Below are 18,308 nucleotides of genomic sequence, written 5' to 3'. Positions count from 1 at the left end.
ATGTTATTTAATACACATTCGTCGAATAATAAATACAAAGCCATCACGCGTCACAAATAGAATACTTTAGAACACTAATTATAGTTATTTCTAAAAATATTTTTTAAATACCTAAGTATCAAAGTTAATATCATGTGTCCTTATGGAAATCAGCGCTCAAAAATCTGATCTATAACCAACTAAATTACATCCTTATGAAAAAACTTTTACTTTATCAGCTAAAACTGATGGCAAAAAAGAACCTGTTTTTTTTCTTTTTTGCCGTTCTGACATTTATCGGCGCTCAGCAATCAAAAGCCCAGGTTCAGACCTTAGTCCACCCGGGTATCGCTTTAAACCAGGCTGACCTGAATCAGTTAAAAGCCAACATTACCCAGGAACCATGGTTATCGGCTTACAATGCATTTAAAAATGACGGCAAGTCTAAGTTGAACTACGTGATGGCAGGGCCATATGCTACGGTAAGCCGTGCCCCGCACTTGAATAACAATGCGTGGATAAACGATATGGTTGCTATCCGCAATCTGACCTTTATGTATGTTTTTACTGCGGATAGTGCCTATGCCCGAAAAGCAACCAACATGCTGGATGCCTGGGCAGTTACCAATACCTATTGGGGCGGTATTGAAAATAATCTGGACATTGGCGACCATGCCCAGGATTGGGGCGTAGCGGCTGAAATACTCCGTTATACGTTTCCCGGCTGGACCGCAGCCAATACTCAGCATGTTGAAAACTATTTCGCTAATATCTTATTTCCGACATCCTTTGTACCTAATCCATTACGCGACCAGAACAAAGGTGCTATTCAGCTAAAAACAGCCCTCGCAGCATCGATTTTCTGTAATGATGTAACCCGGTTTAACCAGGCGCTTGAAGTGTACAGGATGGATGCCGGCGGAGGCATGCGTAACTCGTTGCCCAATGGCGAAACAGGTGATACAGGCCGCGATGATCACTGGGGAGTGCAGGCTACTGCCCTGGTATGGGGTGCAGAAGTTGCCTGGAAGCAAAGGGTTGATATGTTTTCCGAGTTAAACAACCGGGTATTGGCTATCGCTGAGCTGTATCATAAATTTGCTTTTGATGGGGATACCATGACTTATATCCCTTTTGGGGGCTATGCCAGTTATTGGACCAACTGGGGAATTAAGCCTGGAGGAAGACCATGGGGGATGACCAATATTATTCATAACGCATATAACAGGCGTAAGGGAATACCTACTCCTCAAACCGATAGGATGCGGGCCGCTTTGGGTGGTACCCAAGGGGAGTTCTTATATCTAAAATCATCCGATACTTCTACTGCGGTTAGTTTGCCCCCTGTATTTTATCCTTCCGAGCATGTGCAGCCAGTAAGTAACCTGACCAATATTGACATCGGTAACCCCGGACTCGCAGGCAGCGCATCCTTCAATAATGGAATCTGGACCCTTAAGGGCGCCGGAAATTCCACCAGTAATGCCTTCACTTTCAACTTTAAAAAAATTAGTGGTGATGCTGGCCTTGTAATAAAAATTGAAAATATGTCGCTTACTACCGGAAGCTCGGGTGTTATGTTTCGCGAATCATTAGCGCCCGGTTCCCGTTTTTGGGATCTTGCGCTCGGGGCAAATGGCGGTGTAGGAAGGCATGGACAGCCGAAAGCCCCGTGGTGGTTAAAAATTGAACGTGTAAACACCCGCATATTTGCTTACCACTCGCAGGATGGCGTTAACTGGACGAATCTTAGTTGCTGGTATTCAGCAACCGGTTTCCCGGCAGAGTTGTACCTCGGTTTTTACACCATCTCTAATAATACATCGTTACATAATACAACCACGTTCAGTAATGTAGGCTATAGCCAATCTGCACCGGCGGGATCTCCGGTAATTAGCAGTGCTACCACTGCCACAACTACCATTGGCCAACCTTTCAGTTATAACATCAGTGCCAGTGCCAGTCCTACTGCTTATAGTACCAGCGGTTTGCCTGCAGGGCTTAGCCTGAATGCGGCTACCGGTATTATTTCCGGCACGCCTACCGGATTAGGACAAAGCGAAGTAACACTAACAGCTACCAATGCCATAGGCAGCGGCACTGCAACTTTGATCCTGAAAGTGCTCAATAACCAGGCTCCTGCAGCGATCACTTCTGTTGTGGCATCAGTTGTTAATAATACACAGATCAAACTGAGCTGGCCAGCTTCAGCGACCGCTACCGGTTATTCGGTAAAACGTTCATTAGCAGCAGGAGGCCCATATAGCACTATTCAGGCAGCTATTACCCTCAACAGTTTTACAGATCCTGCTCCTGTACCTGAAGTAAATAACTATTATGTGATTACGGCATTTACAGGTGATATGGAAAGTGCTAATTCGAACGTAGTTTTTGCTAACGTTCCTCCAGGTATTCCGGGGCGCCCTGTAATAACCAATCAAAGCGACCGGATCAATCTTCTATGGGATGCTGCCAACGGTGCTTCTTCGTATAAAGTAAAACGAGGTACTGTAAGTGGTGGTCCGTATACTACGGTCGCAACGGTAAGTACGACGAGCTATACCGACACAAATGTTACCAGTGGCAATCCATACTTCTATGTACTTTCGTCATTAGGGGCTACAAAGGAAAGTGCTAATTCGTTAGAAGCCTTTGGCTCACCGGGTGCGAATTCGGCAATATGGAGCCCAACACCACTTACCGATTCATTGAACCTGGCCGCTAACTGGACGGGAAATATGCTTCCTGCGAATCCGGCCATATTAACGTTTGGCTCGACTACGGATTCGTTACTAACGAATGACCTAACCGGTCTGGTAGCCTCAAGGATTCAATTTGCACCTGATGCGAATTCCTATACTATTGCAGGGAATGGGTTAACACTGAAAAACGACCTGGTTAACAACTCGTCAGGAATTCAGACATTTACGACTGCTTTACAATTGACTGATCAGGTAAGTGTGAGTACAGGTGGCGGCGTTGTTTTGAATGGGATAATAAGCGGTACGGGTTCTTTAAGGATGAACTCTTGGGGAAATTTTTATATTAAAGGAAACAATAATACTTATTCAGGAAATACGACGATTATTAGTGGTAAGGTAATTGCATCGGGCTACGGAACCGGAACGCCCAGCCATCCTACAGCAGGGCCATTGGGCACAGGCAAGATCATAATGAACGGAGGGCTGCTACAGGCTCCGCCCGATGCGGGACTATCGTTATATAACGACATAGAAGTGTTGCCCGGAACCAGGAGTAGTTTGTATGAAGATTACGCTGCAATAAACCTTTACGGAAAACTATTAGGTTCTGGTAACATAGCGCATGATGGAAATTACTATGCCGGTTTGAATTTGTATGGAGATAATAGCGAGTATACCGGTACCTTTACCTCGATATTTAGAAGCGGGGCCCAGCGGATTCGCTTCATGGTCCCCGAATCTGGAAGTGCAAAGGCAGACTGGTTACTTGATGCCAATGCGCCTGATTGCCAGAATCTAAGTTTTAAAACCGGAACGATCCATTTTGGAGCCCTTAGGGGACGTGGTTATATTCGTACCGCCGGGAGTAATTCGCCGGTTATCAGCATTGGCGCACTAAATACATATTGCGACTATGGAGGAACCATTGACGCTCTTGGTGGTAATCTGACGGTTGAAAAAGTAGGTACAGGTACTTTGCGAATGTACGGTAACCAGCTCTACAACGGAACCACTACTGTAAAAAAGGGAAGACTATTAATAGCTAATGATGCAGCCAGTGGAGTTTTCAACAGCCCGATAATTGTACAAGAAGGTACTTTGGCAGGCACGGGAGTAATTCAATCATCGGCTACCATTGGAACCGGAAGCGGACCAGGTGCGATATTGGAACCTGGAGCGTCAGCGATCGGTACGCTTAAAGTAGGAGCACTTACCATGAAGGCTGATGCCACTTACACTGCAGAAATTAACCTGGGAAATGGCACTGGCGATAAAATTACAGCAACAAGTGTTATTTTGTTAAACAGTCCGAAACTTGTGTTAATTCCGATTGCGGGAGTACTTCCTTCTGGAACTTCATATACCATCGTTAACAATACCGGAACCTTACCTATAAATGGTACTTTCAAAGATCTGCCTGAATTATCTCTTATTTCGGCAGGCGGTTACAATTTTCGTGTTACGTACAGAGGTGGAACTGGTAATGACGTGGTATTGCTTGACGATCGTACTATAGGTGTAACCATCACCAGTGCATTAACTGATACTGCAATCATTGGCAAGAATTTTTCTTATACAATTACAGCTATCAAATCACCGACCAGCTTTAATGCTTCTGGTCTTCCTGCCGGATTGAGTGTAAATGCCACTACAGGTGTAATATCTGGAATGCCGGCCGAATTTGGGCTTTTCCCAGTTACGTTAACCGCTTCAAACGGTGCCGGAGCAGATACAGCCGCTCTTTCTTTAAAGATTTCAAGCAATATTGTAGGTGGCTTGATCGCTGCCCCTGGTGATGCTCAAATCATCCTTCAATGGGACTCGGTTATAAACGCTAATTATTCGTATCGTATCAAACGTTCTGAAACACCGGGTGGCCCTTATGCAACCGTTGCAACCATCAAAGGTTCAGAATATTTAGATACGGGTTTAACCAATGGTGTTACCTATTATTATACAATCGCAACAATAGATGGTATAATTGAAAATCCCAACAGTGCAGAGATCAGTGCAAAGCCATCTGTAAGTAAATACAGTTACTGGCCTTTTGACGAAGCCAATGGCATAACCGCTACAGATGTTTGGGGTAGCCGTACAGGTACACTGAAAACCGCAGCAACCTGGACTGCGGGAAAGATTAACAATGGACTTCGTTTTGATGGCACGGCCAATGGTTATGCGACGCTTCCTACATCTGTAGTAAGCACCTTAAATGATTTTACTATTGCCACCTGGGTTAAAATGGATGGTATATCTAACTGGGCACGTATTTTTGACTTTGGTACAGGAACTACGAATTATATGTTCCTTACACCGAAAAGCAGCGCCGGGAACCCTCGTTATGCCATTAAAGCCGGTGGTGGAGAGCTGATTTTAAACAGTAATATTGCCATTGCAACGGGTGTATGGACACATATTGCCGTAACGCAATCAGGTAATGAGGCTATTATGTATATTAATGGGACGGAAGTTGGGCGCAACAACGCGATGACATTAAAGCCTTTAAGTTTGGGAAATACTACCCTGAACTATCTTGGCAAGTCTCAATGGCCTGACCCTATGTTAAATGGAACCCTGGATGATTTCAGGATCTACAGCAAAGCACTGACGGCAACGGAAATAAAGATGCTGAACGCAGTGCTTAGTCAAACCATCACGTTTAACGCCCTGGCTCAAAAAACGGTTGGTGAAGCTGATTTTGATGCAGGCGCAACAGCAAGCTCGGGTTTAACCGTAAGCTATAGCAGCTCAGACCCTAATGTTGCAACAATAGTGAATGGACAACTTCACATTCTAACTGCGGGTACTACAACAATCACAGCTTCACAGGCCGGAAATGCCCAGTACATGGCTGCAACCCCTGTATCACAGGTATTGACCGTTAAAAATGTACAGACCATAAACTTCGCTGCCATTGCGCCGAAAGTTCTTGGCGATGCAGATTTTACCCTTGAGGCTTCCGCTTCTTCTGGTATTCCTGTAAGTTTTAGCAGTTCTGACGAAAGCGTAGCTACGGTTACAAATGGCGTGGCGCGAATCTTAAAAGCCGGAACCACAGTATTTACAGCCAGTCAGCCCGGAAATGAAACATACAATGCTGCCAGTGCTACTCAAAACCTAACTATACTGCCTTTAAATTTAAAGGTTTTATCGGCTGATGGTGACAACGGACAGCAATCGAACAATGTAATCAGGCCAAAGTTAAAGATCGTAAATGAGGATACCACTTCAACCAGTTACAGCATGCTTACAGCCCGGTACTGGCTTACAGCAGAAAATTTTGCAGGCATTAATACTTGGATAGATTATGCGCAGATAGGCAACAGCAAGGTTAAAACCAAATATGTTGCGTTACCTCAGCCAAGGAACGATGCATATGGCTATATCGAATACAGCTTTGATGCTACCGCAGGAACACTTAGCGCTGGGGGCAGTTCGGGCATTATCGAATCGGGCCTTGCCAACTCAAACTGGGCAAACTTAACCGAAAATAACGACTTTTCTTATCGTACAGGTTCTACCTACGCCGACAATAGCAAAATTACTTTATACCGTAACGGAACCCTGATATGGGGAGATGAGCCAGCGTTGATAACGGAAACCAAAAGCCTTAAAGTACTTACAGAGGGTAAAAATGCTGGAAGCAGCACAATCAGTACCTATTTAAAGCTAGAGAACACAGGCAATACTCCAGTAGATTACAAAGATATTTCCATCAGGTATTTCTTTACCCCTGAAAGTGCAGCAAGCCTGAACTTCTGGGCAGACTATGCCAATTTGGGAGCGTCTAAAATCCAGGGGCAGTTTGTGGCTATAAGTCCATCAATAGTCACTAATGGTGGTGCATACCTGGAACTGAAAGTAGATTCGAGTGCTGGTAAACTACATCCCTTAAGTGGAACAGGAAACATTCAGTACCGGATTGCCAAGTCAGACTGGTCAGCGTTTAATCAGTTAAATGACCATTCTTACCAACCTGGTAGTTTTGCTGAAAATAACCATGTGTGTGTTTACTACAGGGGAGACTTGATTTATGGCACTTTGCCTACCGGTACAAATAACCAGTTGGCCATTGCAGCACCAAAAGAATCCAGCATTAATTTAGCCAGCAGTACGGTAATTTATCCAAACCCGGTAACAAACAACAGGTTTAATATTACCACAACTGCAAACCTGTTAAAGAAGGATGTGGAAGTGAAGTTAGTAGATTTAACCGGACGCACCGTGTATTCAAAATCTGCGCTTAACAATTCTGGTAATATAGAAGTGCAGTTGCAGCGACAGGTGTCTGCGGGGCTTTATATTTTGCTTCTCAATAAACAGTATGCAGGCAAAGTGCTTATCAATTAGTCTTTGATTTTAATTTATATCCGTTCAGGAAGGGCGTTTTTAATTAATGTCCTTCCTGTTTTAAGTATGGCCAGTGGTATCTTAACTTACCTGTTAAAACCGGTTTGGTAAAGGTAATTCAGTAAAAAATGCTTTAACGATAATAAACGCTCATCAAAACTTAATGTGCAATCGATCCACATTTATATATCTAACACTATGAAAATACGATCAAACAAGGTGTCTACGAAAAAGTGGACTTTATTAATTCTGATTCTTTTGCATCAAACAGTATCTGCGCAGTCCATAAACGGCATCCAGACAGATGCCAGCGTGAGGAACAATATTTACACTGCGGTACCATTCCTGTTGATTACGCCACAGCCAAGGTCAGGAGCGATGGGAAATGCCGGCGTTGCCCTTGATCCTGATGCCAATTCTACTGTGATGAATACATCTGCGTTGGCATTTCTCACAGAGGGAGATTTCGGTATCTCCTGCTCTTATAGCCCTTGGCTCAAGCAGCTAGCCCCTGATATGAGTATTTCATATCTTAGTGGCTACTATAGGGTGAACCAGCGGAATACAGTATCTGCATCCATTAGGTATTTTTCTATGGGGGATATTAATTTCAGCGACGAAAATTTTCAGAATCTCGGCGTTTATAGTCCCAGTGAAGCTGCATTCGATCTTGGCTATTCGCTCAGGCTTGGTCCGGATTTCGCTCTCGGCGGAAATGTAAGGTATATCAGCAGTAATCTTTTCGGCGGAGGAACAGTTAATGGAAACAGGGGCTCGGGGAAAGCCCTGGCTGTAGATATTTCTGCTTTTCAGAAATCGGAAATAACGCTGGCAGGCACTCCTGCGGTTTTAAGCTTTGGCCTTAACCTGTCCAATATCGGCACAAAAATGACCTATCGCAATACCGCCCAGTCTTACTTCCTTCCTGCCAATATGAAGTTAGGATCTGCGCTTAAAATAGGCGAAGGGCAGAACAAGCTTACCTTATTGCTTGATTTTAATAAACTGATGGCTCCAACGCAGCCGGTTTACGGTCCGGATGGGAATATCGTAAAGGGACGGGATCCTGACCGTTCGGTACCATCTGGGATTTTAGGCTCTTTTAGTGACGCCCCCGGAGGCTTTCGCGAAGAATTAAAAGAGGTTGGCATATCAACGGGCGCAGAAATGAGCTTCAAAGAGACGCTGTACCTCAGAGCCGGCTACTTGTATCAGCACCCTGAGAAGGCAAATACTTCTTATTTCACCCTCGGCCTTGGTGTTCATTACAGTAGCCTTTCCCTTGATTTTTCATACCTGGTAGGATCGGGCTATAATCCACTTCGGAATACCCTGCGGTTTGGCATACAAACAAAATTCAGGAAATTTAAGTAAGCCCAGATTTTTTAAGGGCATTTTCGGGATTCGCATATCTTAGAACTGTAGTGGCCTGTTGGTTGGGATAACCAAAAGCTAATTGGGAGACTATTTGTTCAATTTCGACATGAGTAGCGTTAACTAAAATATTTTTGCGCAATCGATTGCTTAAATCGATTATTTTGCGAAATTCGTGTAACCAAATGTGTAAATAAAAGATGCTGTTGCCAGTATTGAAGTGGCAGCCTCATCTTCAACTAAATCTGTTCATAATTGCACCGATATTTTATGAGAACTCTGAAGCCAGAATGAAGCGAACAATCTTCCTTATTTCCATCTTTCTTTTCTTGTTCTCTTGTGCAAAATCACAAGAATTTGTATTTACACCACTTAATGTTCTTCACGGACTGAGTGACAACCAGGTTCGTTACATGCTTCAGTTACCCGACGGACGTATGGTTTTCAAAACAACCGGTAATATCAATATCTATGATGGGGCGGGGTTTAAGTATATTCACCGGGATTCGCAGCGAAAATATCCGTTAAAAACATACGATGGTTTTTACAGGATTTATCTGAGTGGCGATTCCATACTTTGGATAAAGGACTATAAGGAACTTTTGCGGGTTGATCTGCGCAAGGAGAAGTATACACAAGATTTAGCGGGCTATTTCAAAAAGATAGGTTTCCCTAAGCCAATAGATAATTTCTTCATGGATACAAAGCAACGGCTGTGGTTGCTAATTGGTGATAAACTTGTGCTTAGCGATCATACTCAAGAATTCGATCTCTCGCAGAATCAGGGGAGACTTCAGGATGTGAGCGCTGATGAAGAAAAGCTGCATCTTTTCTACAGTACAGGAAAGGTAATCTGTTACGATCTGAATTCGAAACGTAAGTTGTACAGTGCAGCTGCATATCCGGATACGCATTACGCTAGGTTTGGCAGTACTTCCCTAGTGGTCAAAGGGCGCAATGGTTTTTATCAGTTGAGAAATGGGACCCACGGCGGATTCTTTTTCTTTGATCTTCAAAAACAGGCCTGGAGAAAAATCCTTGAGACAGCATATACCTTAAATACCTTAGTGGTGGATGCAAAAGGTAAAGCATCTATCAGTTGCGCCAAGGGGATTTGGATAATTGATTGTTTTAGTAACGAAAAACGATATTGGCCGCTGCTAAACAAAACCGACGGAAGTAAACTTAATACAGAGATCAGTACACTGCTTTATGATAAGCAGGGCGGATTCTGGTTGGGGACCGTAAATCAAGGAATCCTTTACGATCATCCAGAGAGATATATTTTTAAGCATATCGGCGCATCGTATTTTTCAGGTGCCTTACTGGGCGATATCATCGTGAAAACATTTGCTGAGGACGCATCGGGCAACATTTACCTGAAATGTAAATCGGGCTTTTATCGTTACAAAGCCGCTTTAAGTAATGGTAATGCACTTGAGAAAGTTGATGTTTTTTCGATCCCCTCACCAGTACGTCGTAAATTGGAATATCCTCAAACGTTGATGGATTATAACATAGACCATACTGCAGAACTTACTGATTCGAGAGGCTGGAAATGGATAGGAACTGGAGACGGACTAAAATTATTTAAACCTTCCGGAGAACAGCATGTGTTTTATACTAAGGATGGGCTGTCAAACAATTTTATACAGGCGATATTACAAGACCGCCATAACAACATCTGGATCACCACCAGTTATGGCATTAATAAGCTTCAGATTGATTCAAGCAGTGGAAATGTTCACTTTACCAGTTTCGATTCGAATGCTGGCACATTAGACGGTGAATATACAAATCAGGCCGTTTACGAAAGTTTGAGTGGTGACCTTTATTTTGGAGGAATAAATGGATTCAGCATTTTGAAACCCAGTCGCCTTTTGCAACGTAAGCTGCCGTTTAAGCCTGTTTTTACTAATCTGTTCTTAAGGGGAGAAAAGGTTGAGCCGGGCAAAAGTTACGGTGATCGTGTAATTTTAATCAATAGTGCGCCGTATGTTAAGCAGATACAGCTTGATTATGATCAAAACTTTCTCACTTTTCAGTTTTCAGCGCTTAACTATCAGAATCCATCCCAAACCTTTTATCGATATCAGTTGATGGGGATAGACAAGTCCTGGCGTGAAACCTTCAGTCGCAGGGAAGATGGCGTAAATGGGCATGGTGTTCTCGAAATATCATATACCAATCTGCCTCACGGTAATTATAAGCTAAGGGTGATGGCTGCTAACAACAATAAAGAATGGAATGGGCCAATTTCTGAAATTGATCTAACCATTAATGCACCCTGGTGGCAGACATTGCCCGCAATTATCTGTTTCGGAGTATTGGCTTCAGTCTTGATATCGGCAGCAATATTTGCTTATATTTCTCACACCAGAAAATCATTGGAACGCAAGCATCGGGAAGAGCTTTTATTACTCAGGATCCGTAACTTAATTGATCAACAAAATGTTCTTCTCGCCGAAAAAGAAAACCTCCCTGCAACAGCTGAGGAGCATAGTAATGCTTCAGAATCCAAAACCGGTCTCAACCAGGCCGAATCTGAATTTTTAGAAAAGGCGATGAAGCTCGTAGAAATGAATATTGAGGTTACAGATTATTCAGTCGAGCAGCTCAGCCGTGATCTTAATATGGACCGTACCGGACTTTACCGGAAACTCATCACACTCCTTGATAAATCGCCATCACTGTTCATCCGCAATGTTCGCCTGGAAAAAGCGACGCAATTAATTTTAGAAGGCAAACTCAATATTTCAGAGATCACTGAAAGGGTGGGATTCAGCAGCTCAAGCTACCTGGGTAAATGTTTTTTTGAACAGTATGGCTGCAGGCCTTCGGAGTATGCCCGCAAGGTGAAAAATCAACGCCATTGATACTTTTTGCAACATGGTTGTTGTCTTAACATCACCGCTCAGCAGTATGTTTGCTATGATCAAATAAAAACTTATGATGCTTATGAAATTTTACAACAAAGCCGGTGGTGTGTTTATGCTTTTTGCATTTTTGCTCACCATGAACGGATGGGCACAACCCATACAAAAGACAGCACAAGGGCTGAAGTTTGCAGCCCGGCAAATGGATATCTCAGTTGAGTTCTATACAGAAAATACGGTAAGGGTTTACAAAACACCCATTGGCAAACCTTATCCTAAAACCAGTCTTTCAGTTGTGGCGGCACCTAGTAAAGTAGCTGTGAGGTATGCAAAAAAAGGGCAGAATCTGGTGGTAAAAAGCAGTAAAATTCAGGTAGAGGTAAATGTGGAAACTGGAGGGGTTTACTTCTACGATGCTTCTGGCAAGGAACTCCTTCAGGATAAGGATGGAGGCACACTGTTTTCGCCTGTAAATGATGCCGGAACCCCATCATTCAAGGTCAGAAATGCTTTTTCGCTGGATAAAGATGAAGCCATATACGGTGTAGGTCAGATCATGGATAATAAATTTAACCGGCGCAATTCCTCACATCTGATGAAAAATGAAAATATGTCAACTTATTCGCCATATTTTCTTTCTGTAAAGGGGTATGCGGTATTCTGGGACAATTACTCGATCTCTAAGTTTGAGGATAAACCTGACGAACTATCTTTTGAAAGCCTGGGTCACTGTGCTGATTATTATTTCATGTTTGGTTCCAATACGGATGGCGTAATTTCAGAACTGCGTGGACTAACCGGTAAAGCTCCAATGCTTCCGCTATGGGCTTATGGATTCTTTCAGAGCAAAGAACGTTATCATACACAGGATGAAAGTCTGAATGTGGTTAAAAAGTACCGGGACTTGAAAGTTCCACTGGATGTAATCATTCAGGATTGGCGCTATTGGCCGGAATATAATAAAACGGATAGCGCCTGGAATTCACAAACCTTTGATAAAGACCATTTTCCAGATCCAAAAAAATGGGTTGATGAGATTCATAGTTTGAATGCGAAGCTCCTGATTGTAACATGGCCGGGCTTTGGTCCGAAAACACCTCAGCGCAAGGAGTTCGACAGTAAGAATATGATCATTAATTTTGATACCTGGCCCCCGAAAAGTGGCGCAAGACCTTATGATGTATTCAATCCAAAAGCACTTGATATTTATTGGAAATACCTCAATAAGGGAATATTCAGCTATATTGGTAACGATGGGTGGTGGCTTGATTCAACAGAACCTGATCACATAAACGTTAAAGAATCTGATTTTGACCTCCCTACCCATTTAGGTAGCTACAGAAGTGTAAAAAACGGGTTCAGTCTGATGCACAATAAAGGGATTGCAACTAATCAGCGTGCTTCAAATCATGACAAGCGTGTGGTGATCCTTACCAGATCAGGCTTCATCGGCCAGCAGCGTTTTGGATCCAACACCTGGAGCGGAGATGTTACATCGAGCTGGGAGATGCTTCAAAAGCAGGTACCGGCGGCTTTAAACTATACCTTGATGGGAATCCCTAACTGGAATAGCGATATCGGTGGCTTTTTTGCCGGGCGCTGGCGAAATAATGGTGGGAATAAAAATCCTGAATTTCAGGAATTATATGTTCGCTGGATGCAATTCGGGGCTTTTAGTCCAATGATGCGTTCTCATGGAACCGACCTGCCACGGGAGATCTGGAATTTCGGTGAACGTGGTTCATGGTGTTTTGATGCTCAGGAGAAATCCATAAAACTGCGTTATAAGTTGTTGCCTTACATATATGGTACATCATGGGATGTAAGCGAAAATAACGGAACCTTTATGCGCCCATTGATTATGGATTTTATCGCCGACCAACGTACGCATGAAATCGGCACTGAATATATGTTTGGCCGCTCGATCCTGGTTGCGCCGGTAACGAAATATCAGATAAGGAAATCTCCGGTTTATTTACCTAAAGGAAGTGGCTGGTATAACTTTTGGACGAATGAGTATAGCGTAGGAGGGCAGACGGTTGAAACAGATGCTCCTGTTGACATCATTCCATTATATATGAAGACTGGCGCTATCATTCCATTCGGTCCTGATGTGCAGTATTCTACTGAGAAAAAATGGGAGAATCTTGATATTCGGGTTTATGAAGGTGCAAATGGAAATTTTACACTTTATGAGGATGAAAATGATAATTATAACTATGAAAAAGGGGCTTATACTACCATTGTGTTGAAATGGGATCAAAAATCAAGGACATTAAATATTTCCGATCGAAAAGGAAGTTATACCGGAATGTTGGCAAAGAGAAACTTCAATGTTGAGCTGATCACTTTGAATGCTAATAAAACCGGCGCCAAAACAAATACCCGATCGGTTGAATATAAAGGGAAAAGTATTGCTATTAAATTCTAGTTGAAGCTTTTTATGTGCTCACGGAGTATATCAATTGGTATTTATTGTCAATAAGCTACATGCATTAGGTTAAAATGAGCGCGCTATTAAGAACACTGAATTTTTGGATAATTATAATGCTGGTTTCACTAGGTGTTTTTGCCCAGGATGGGCTTGAAAAAGTAAAATGGGGAGCATGGGATAAATGGGGAGATATGGGAGATGGAACTTATAGAAACCCCTTGCTGCCTGGTGATTATAGCGATATTGATTGTATCAGGGTTGGAGCTGATTATTATGCCATTTCTTCTACTTTTCAATTTTCTCCAGGGGTGGTCATTCTCCATTCAAAAGATCTGGTAAACTGGACGATAGCCGGCCATGCGGTAAATGATCTTATACAGATTTCTGAGAAACTCGGATGGGAGCGAATGGACAGTTACGGAAGAGGGATCTGGGCAGGGGCCATCAGGCATCACTTAGGGAAATTCTGGATTTATTTCGGCACACCGGATGATGGATATTTCATGACCTCCGCTAAAAGTATAAATGGGCCTTGGGCACCCTTGGTGAAGGTTTTGGCCGCAAAAGGCTGGGATGACTGCTGTCCCTTTTGGGACGATAATGGCCAGGGTTACCTGGTTGGAACAAATTTCGCAGACGGCTATAAGATACACCTGTTTAAACTAACTGCTGATGGAAAAGAAATTATTACCGGATCAGATCAGGTAATCTATCAATCAAAAGGGAGCGAGGCAAGTAAACTCTATAAAATCAACGGTATGTACTACCACTTTTTTAGTGAGGTAAAGGATGATGGGCGGGTAGTGATGATCAGGAAGGCGAAAACCATAGCAGGGCCATACGGACCCGCGAAACAGATCGGGCATGCACAAAAGGATTTTCACGAACCCAACCAGGGCGGTATCGTAGAGGCTCCTGGCGGGAAATGGTATTTTCTAACCCACCACGGTTCGGGAGACTGGTCTGGCCGGAATATGAGTCTCTTACCCGTTAACTGGGTTGATGGCTGGCCTATCCTTGGTAAAGTAGGTATCGATACCATTGGCACTATGGTATGGGCTGATAAAAAGCCCGTTCAATCTTCAAATAAAATTCTGCCGCAATCAAGCGATGAATTTAATAAGGGCAAGATTCAGCCCCAATGGGAGTGGAACTATCAGCCGCGCATAGAAAAAATATCGCTAAAAGAAAGGAAGGGCTGGTTAAGGTTAAGGGCTTTCAGTCCACTGGAGAAAGACAATTTACTTAAGGCCGGAAATACCGTTACGCAACGTTCTATGCGTACAGTTAAAAATGAATCAGTCGTTAAACTCGATCTCAGCGGAATGAGTAACGGCCAAAAGTGTGGCTTAACCCATTTTGGATCTCCCTTGTACGCTGCATTTGGTGTGACCCAAAAAAATGGTAAAAAGGTGCTCGAACTGAATTTAAAAAAGATTATTTCTACCGGGCCTGAGATTAAAGGCAATATACTTTGGCTAAAATCTACCTGGGGCCTGGATGGGTTAAGCCAATATTACTATAGTACTGATGGGCTGCAGTTTATCGCCTTTGGTGCACCATACCAGTTAAGCTGGGGGAGTTATAGGGGCGACCGTATCGGTTTGTACAACTATAATAACGATAGCGACTCGGGGTATGTTGATATCGATTATTTCAGATATACTTACTAATCTATCAGGTCTGATTGGAACAGACTGAGGAGGCTGTATCATAAAATATAAGATTCTCATTCGAGGGATGATTTATTGTGTAAAAATCAATATAAATGACATGAGGATTTTTAGTGCATTTAGGTCGTGTGGAATCGTCATTGCGAGAAGGCTTTTTCAGCCGACGAAGCAATCTTACAACTATCGCTAGTAGCGAGTGCTTTAAGATTATTCATTTTTGCAGTTGTTTTTAAAGGCATTCATGAGCTTACTGTCGTTCGGTTATCTTCGTTCCTCGCAATGACGACCTTTCTTAAGAGATCTGTCATTGATAGCCTTGAAGAACCTGCCATAACACCGTCTAAGTCGTTTCGACAGGCTCTCCGAAGTAGTCCTTTGCAAAATTATATTTTTTGCCACAGGGATAGAAACGGTGAGTTATGAAAGTATAAATTGGATTTTCATGTTGATAAAATGGAGTCTACAGAGTATTAAATAGAGATTTGTATGTCTATAAAATATAACAAAACTATCCCCGAACAAACAAATGTTGCGGCGATATTTATTATGGTATATACCCTTACAAATTAAACCCTATGAAATTAAATTACCCTGTAAAAAGTGTGTTTTCTGCATGCATGGCTTATACAGCGATTGCAATCGGATACACTTCCGAAGTACAGGCACAAACTGCAAAAGTGATCAAAGTTAAAACAGACCATTCCATTGCCAAGGTACAGCCTAACATGTGGGGCGTTTTTTTTGAAGACATCAACTTTGGCGCCGATGGTGGCATTTATGCCGAACTGATCAAAAACCGCTCTTTCGAATTTACAAAACCGCTGATGGGCTGGACTTTCCAACCCAAAAAACCACAGGAAGGCGAGATATTGGTGGTAAACCGAAAAGAGGTGAACACCGCCAATCCCCGATATTTACAGGTGAAAAAACAAACCGGCGATTTTGAACTCGTAAACGAAGGTTTTAAAGGCATGGGCGTAAAAAAGGGCCTCCGTTACGATTTTTCAGTGATGTACCGTCAATCGAAGCCAGGTATTAAACTCGTGCTATTACTAAAAGATGCGAACAATAAAATTATCGGACAGGGAAGTTTAATACCTGATCAAGCCGGTAGCGACTGGAAAAAGCAATCAGCAAGTTTTACCGCGACAGAAACCGATCCAAAAGCCAGATTTTCAATTGTGTTTCAGGGAAAAGGAAATATCGATCTGGATATGATTTCTCTATTCCCAGGCGACACCTGGAAAAACCGTCCGCAGGGATTAAGGGCCGATATGGTACAGTTACTGGCCGATATGAAACCCGGTTTTATCCGTTTCCCTGGTGGCTGCATTGTAGAAGGCACCGACCTGGCCAACCGTTATCAGTGGAAAAAAACCATCGGCCCGATCGAAAACAGGCAACTGTTGATGAACCGCTGGAATATTGAATTTGCACACCGCCCCGCACCTGATTATTACCAGAGTTTTGGTTTGGGTTTTTTTGAATATTTCCAACTGGCAGAAGATATAGGCTCTGATGCCCTTCCGATATTAAACTGCGGCATGGCCTGTCAGTATAATTCGGCAGAAGTAGCTTCACTTGATGAACTCGATCCTTATATTCAGGATGCGCTGGACCTGATCGAATTTGCCAATGGCGATGTAAATACCAAGTGGGGGAAAATGAGGGCAGATCTTGGTCATCCAAAACCTTTCAATTTAAAAATGATGGGGGTTGGAAACGAAAACTGGGGCCCACAGTACCTGGAAAGGCTAGCGATTTTCACCAAGGCCATAAAAGCCAAATATCCCGATTTTAAGCTGATCTACAGCTCTGGCACCGGTCCGGATGGCGACCGTTTTGACTTATTGAATACTACTTTAAGAAACAATAATGCCGATTTTATCGATGAGCACTATTACCGCCCTGCTGATTGGTTTTTAAAAAATGCCGGCCGTTACGATAACTACCCGAGAAACGGATCGAAGGTTTTTGTTGGCGAATATGCGGTCCACGCAGACAATAGTATAGTTGGAAGCAACCGCAACAACTGGCAAAGTGCTTTAGCTTCAGCTTCGTTGATGACCGGTTTGGAGCGCAATGCCGATGTGGTACAGATGGCTTCATATGCGCCGCTTTTTGCCCATATCGATGCCTGGCAATGGGCACCCGATATGATCTGGGTAGATAACCTAAAATCGTACGGAACACCTGATTATTATGTACAGAAACAGTTTTCTACAAATAAAGGGACCGATGTGGTTTCGGTTACGCTTGATGAAAAGAATATTATCGGCCAGGATGGCCTTTATGCTTCTGCGGTAACCGATCAGGCAAAAAAAGAACTGATCATTAAAATTGCCAACAACTCCGATCAGGCACAGAATATTGATTTCGACCTGGAAGGAAAAATGAAACTAAAAAGTAAGGCCACCAATGAGGAAATAGCGAACAGTAACCTAAATCAACTCAACTCTTTCGAAAATCCTGAAGCGGTAAGCCCACAAAAAAGTATAATCAACCTAAAAGGCAAAAAACTCAACATCACTTTAAAACCTTATTCTTTTAACGTTATCAAAATTCCATTTAATTAATAGATTAACGATCATAATAAATCATATTATGATCTGATCGGATCTTTGGAAAGATGTTCAAAAGAAAATAAACCCATTTATCAGGTTAGTATTTAGTTAGCAAAGGGATATCCCGGATGAGGATGTCCCTTTATGTTAATTTCCCCTTCTCCGCTAACCAAAGTACAATATGTGAAGCCATAACTGAGCACATATTCATCCTGAAATATTAGACAGGAATAAATTTTCAGAAATAACTGGATCAGGAGAGTATAAGTTATACTGCATTGTGTCTTAACATAAACTAACCAACTATAAACTAAATTTTATGAAGCTTTTATACCTTAGAAACCCCGTTTTTGGGT

At 42.8% G+C, this 18,308-nt stretch carries 6 protein-coding genes; all 6 read left to right on the top strand.

Features of this window, described 5'->3' with window-relative positions; all coding sequences use genetic code 11:
• Nucleotides 1–194 precede the first annotated feature (194 nt).
• Entirely contained in the window at nt 195–7,031 is a 6,837-nt protein-coding gene (locus LQ227_RS02275) for a cellulose binding domain-containing protein (RefSeq protein WP_230148068.1), read from the top strand.
• Nucleotides 7,032–7,229: 198 nt separating this feature from the next.
• The gene (gene porV, locus LQ227_RS02270) at nt 7,230–8,405 is read left to right on the top strand and encodes a type IX secretion system outer membrane channel protein PorV (protein WP_230148066.1); all 1,176 of its coding nucleotides are present in this window, start codon (nt 7,230–7,232) and stop codon (nt 8,403–8,405) included.
• Nucleotides 8,406–8,695: 290 nt separating this feature from the next.
• On the top strand, nt 8,696–11,281 hold the full coding sequence (locus tag LQ227_RS02265) for a helix-turn-helix domain-containing protein (RefSeq protein ID WP_230148064.1): 2,586 nt from the start codon (nt 8,696–8,698) through the stop codon (nt 11,279–11,281).
• A gap of 82 nt (nt 11,282–11,363) precedes the next feature.
• Complete coding sequence (locus tag LQ227_RS02260; RefSeq protein ID WP_230148062.1) at nt 11,364–13,712, top strand: TIM-barrel domain-containing protein; 2,349 nt, start codon at nt 11,364–11,366, stop codon at nt 13,710–13,712.
• 116 nt (nt 13,713–13,828) lie between these two features.
• Entirely contained in the window at nt 13,829–15,388 is a 1,560-nt protein-coding gene (locus LQ227_RS02255; protein ID WP_230148060.1) for a glycoside hydrolase 43 family protein, read from the top strand.
• A 575-nt stretch (nt 15,389–15,963) separates the two neighbouring features.
• Nucleotides 15,964–17,964: an alpha-L-arabinofuranosidase C-terminal domain-containing protein gene (locus LQ227_RS02250; RefSeq protein ID WP_230148058.1), complete on the top strand. Its 2,001-nt coding sequence runs from the start codon at nt 15,964–15,966 to the stop codon at nt 17,962–17,964.
• Nucleotides 17,965–18,308: the final 344 nt, after the last annotated feature.

It is taken from the genome of Pedobacter sp. Bi27, from assembly GCF_918698255.1.
In the GTDB taxonomy this organism is placed as follows: Bacteria; Bacteroidota; Bacteroidia; order Sphingobacteriales; family Sphingobacteriaceae; genus Pedobacter.
This window is presented reverse-complemented; position numbering and strand designations above follow the sequence as displayed.

Coding starts and splice junctions, on each gene's coding strand:
- LQ227_RS02275 (WP_230148068.1), top strand. CDS start 195: ATGAAAAAACTTTTACTTTATCAGCTAAAACTGATGGCAAAAAAGAAC.
- porV (WP_230148066.1), top strand. CDS start 7,230: ATGAAAATACGATCAAACAAGGTGTCTACGAAAAAGTGGACTTTATTA.
- LQ227_RS02265 (WP_230148064.1), top strand. CDS start 8,696: ATGAAGCGAACAATCTTCCTTATTTCCATCTTTCTTTTCTTGTTCTCT.
- LQ227_RS02260 (WP_230148062.1), top strand. CDS start 11,364: ATGAAATTTTACAACAAAGCCGGTGGTGTGTTTATGCTTTTTGCATTT.
- LQ227_RS02255 (WP_230148060.1), top strand. CDS start 13,829: ATGCTGGTTTCACTAGGTGTTTTTGCCCAGGATGGGCTTGAAAAAGTA.
- LQ227_RS02250 (WP_230148058.1), top strand. CDS start 15,964: ATGAAATTAAATTACCCTGTAAAAAGTGTGTTTTCTGCATGCATGGCT.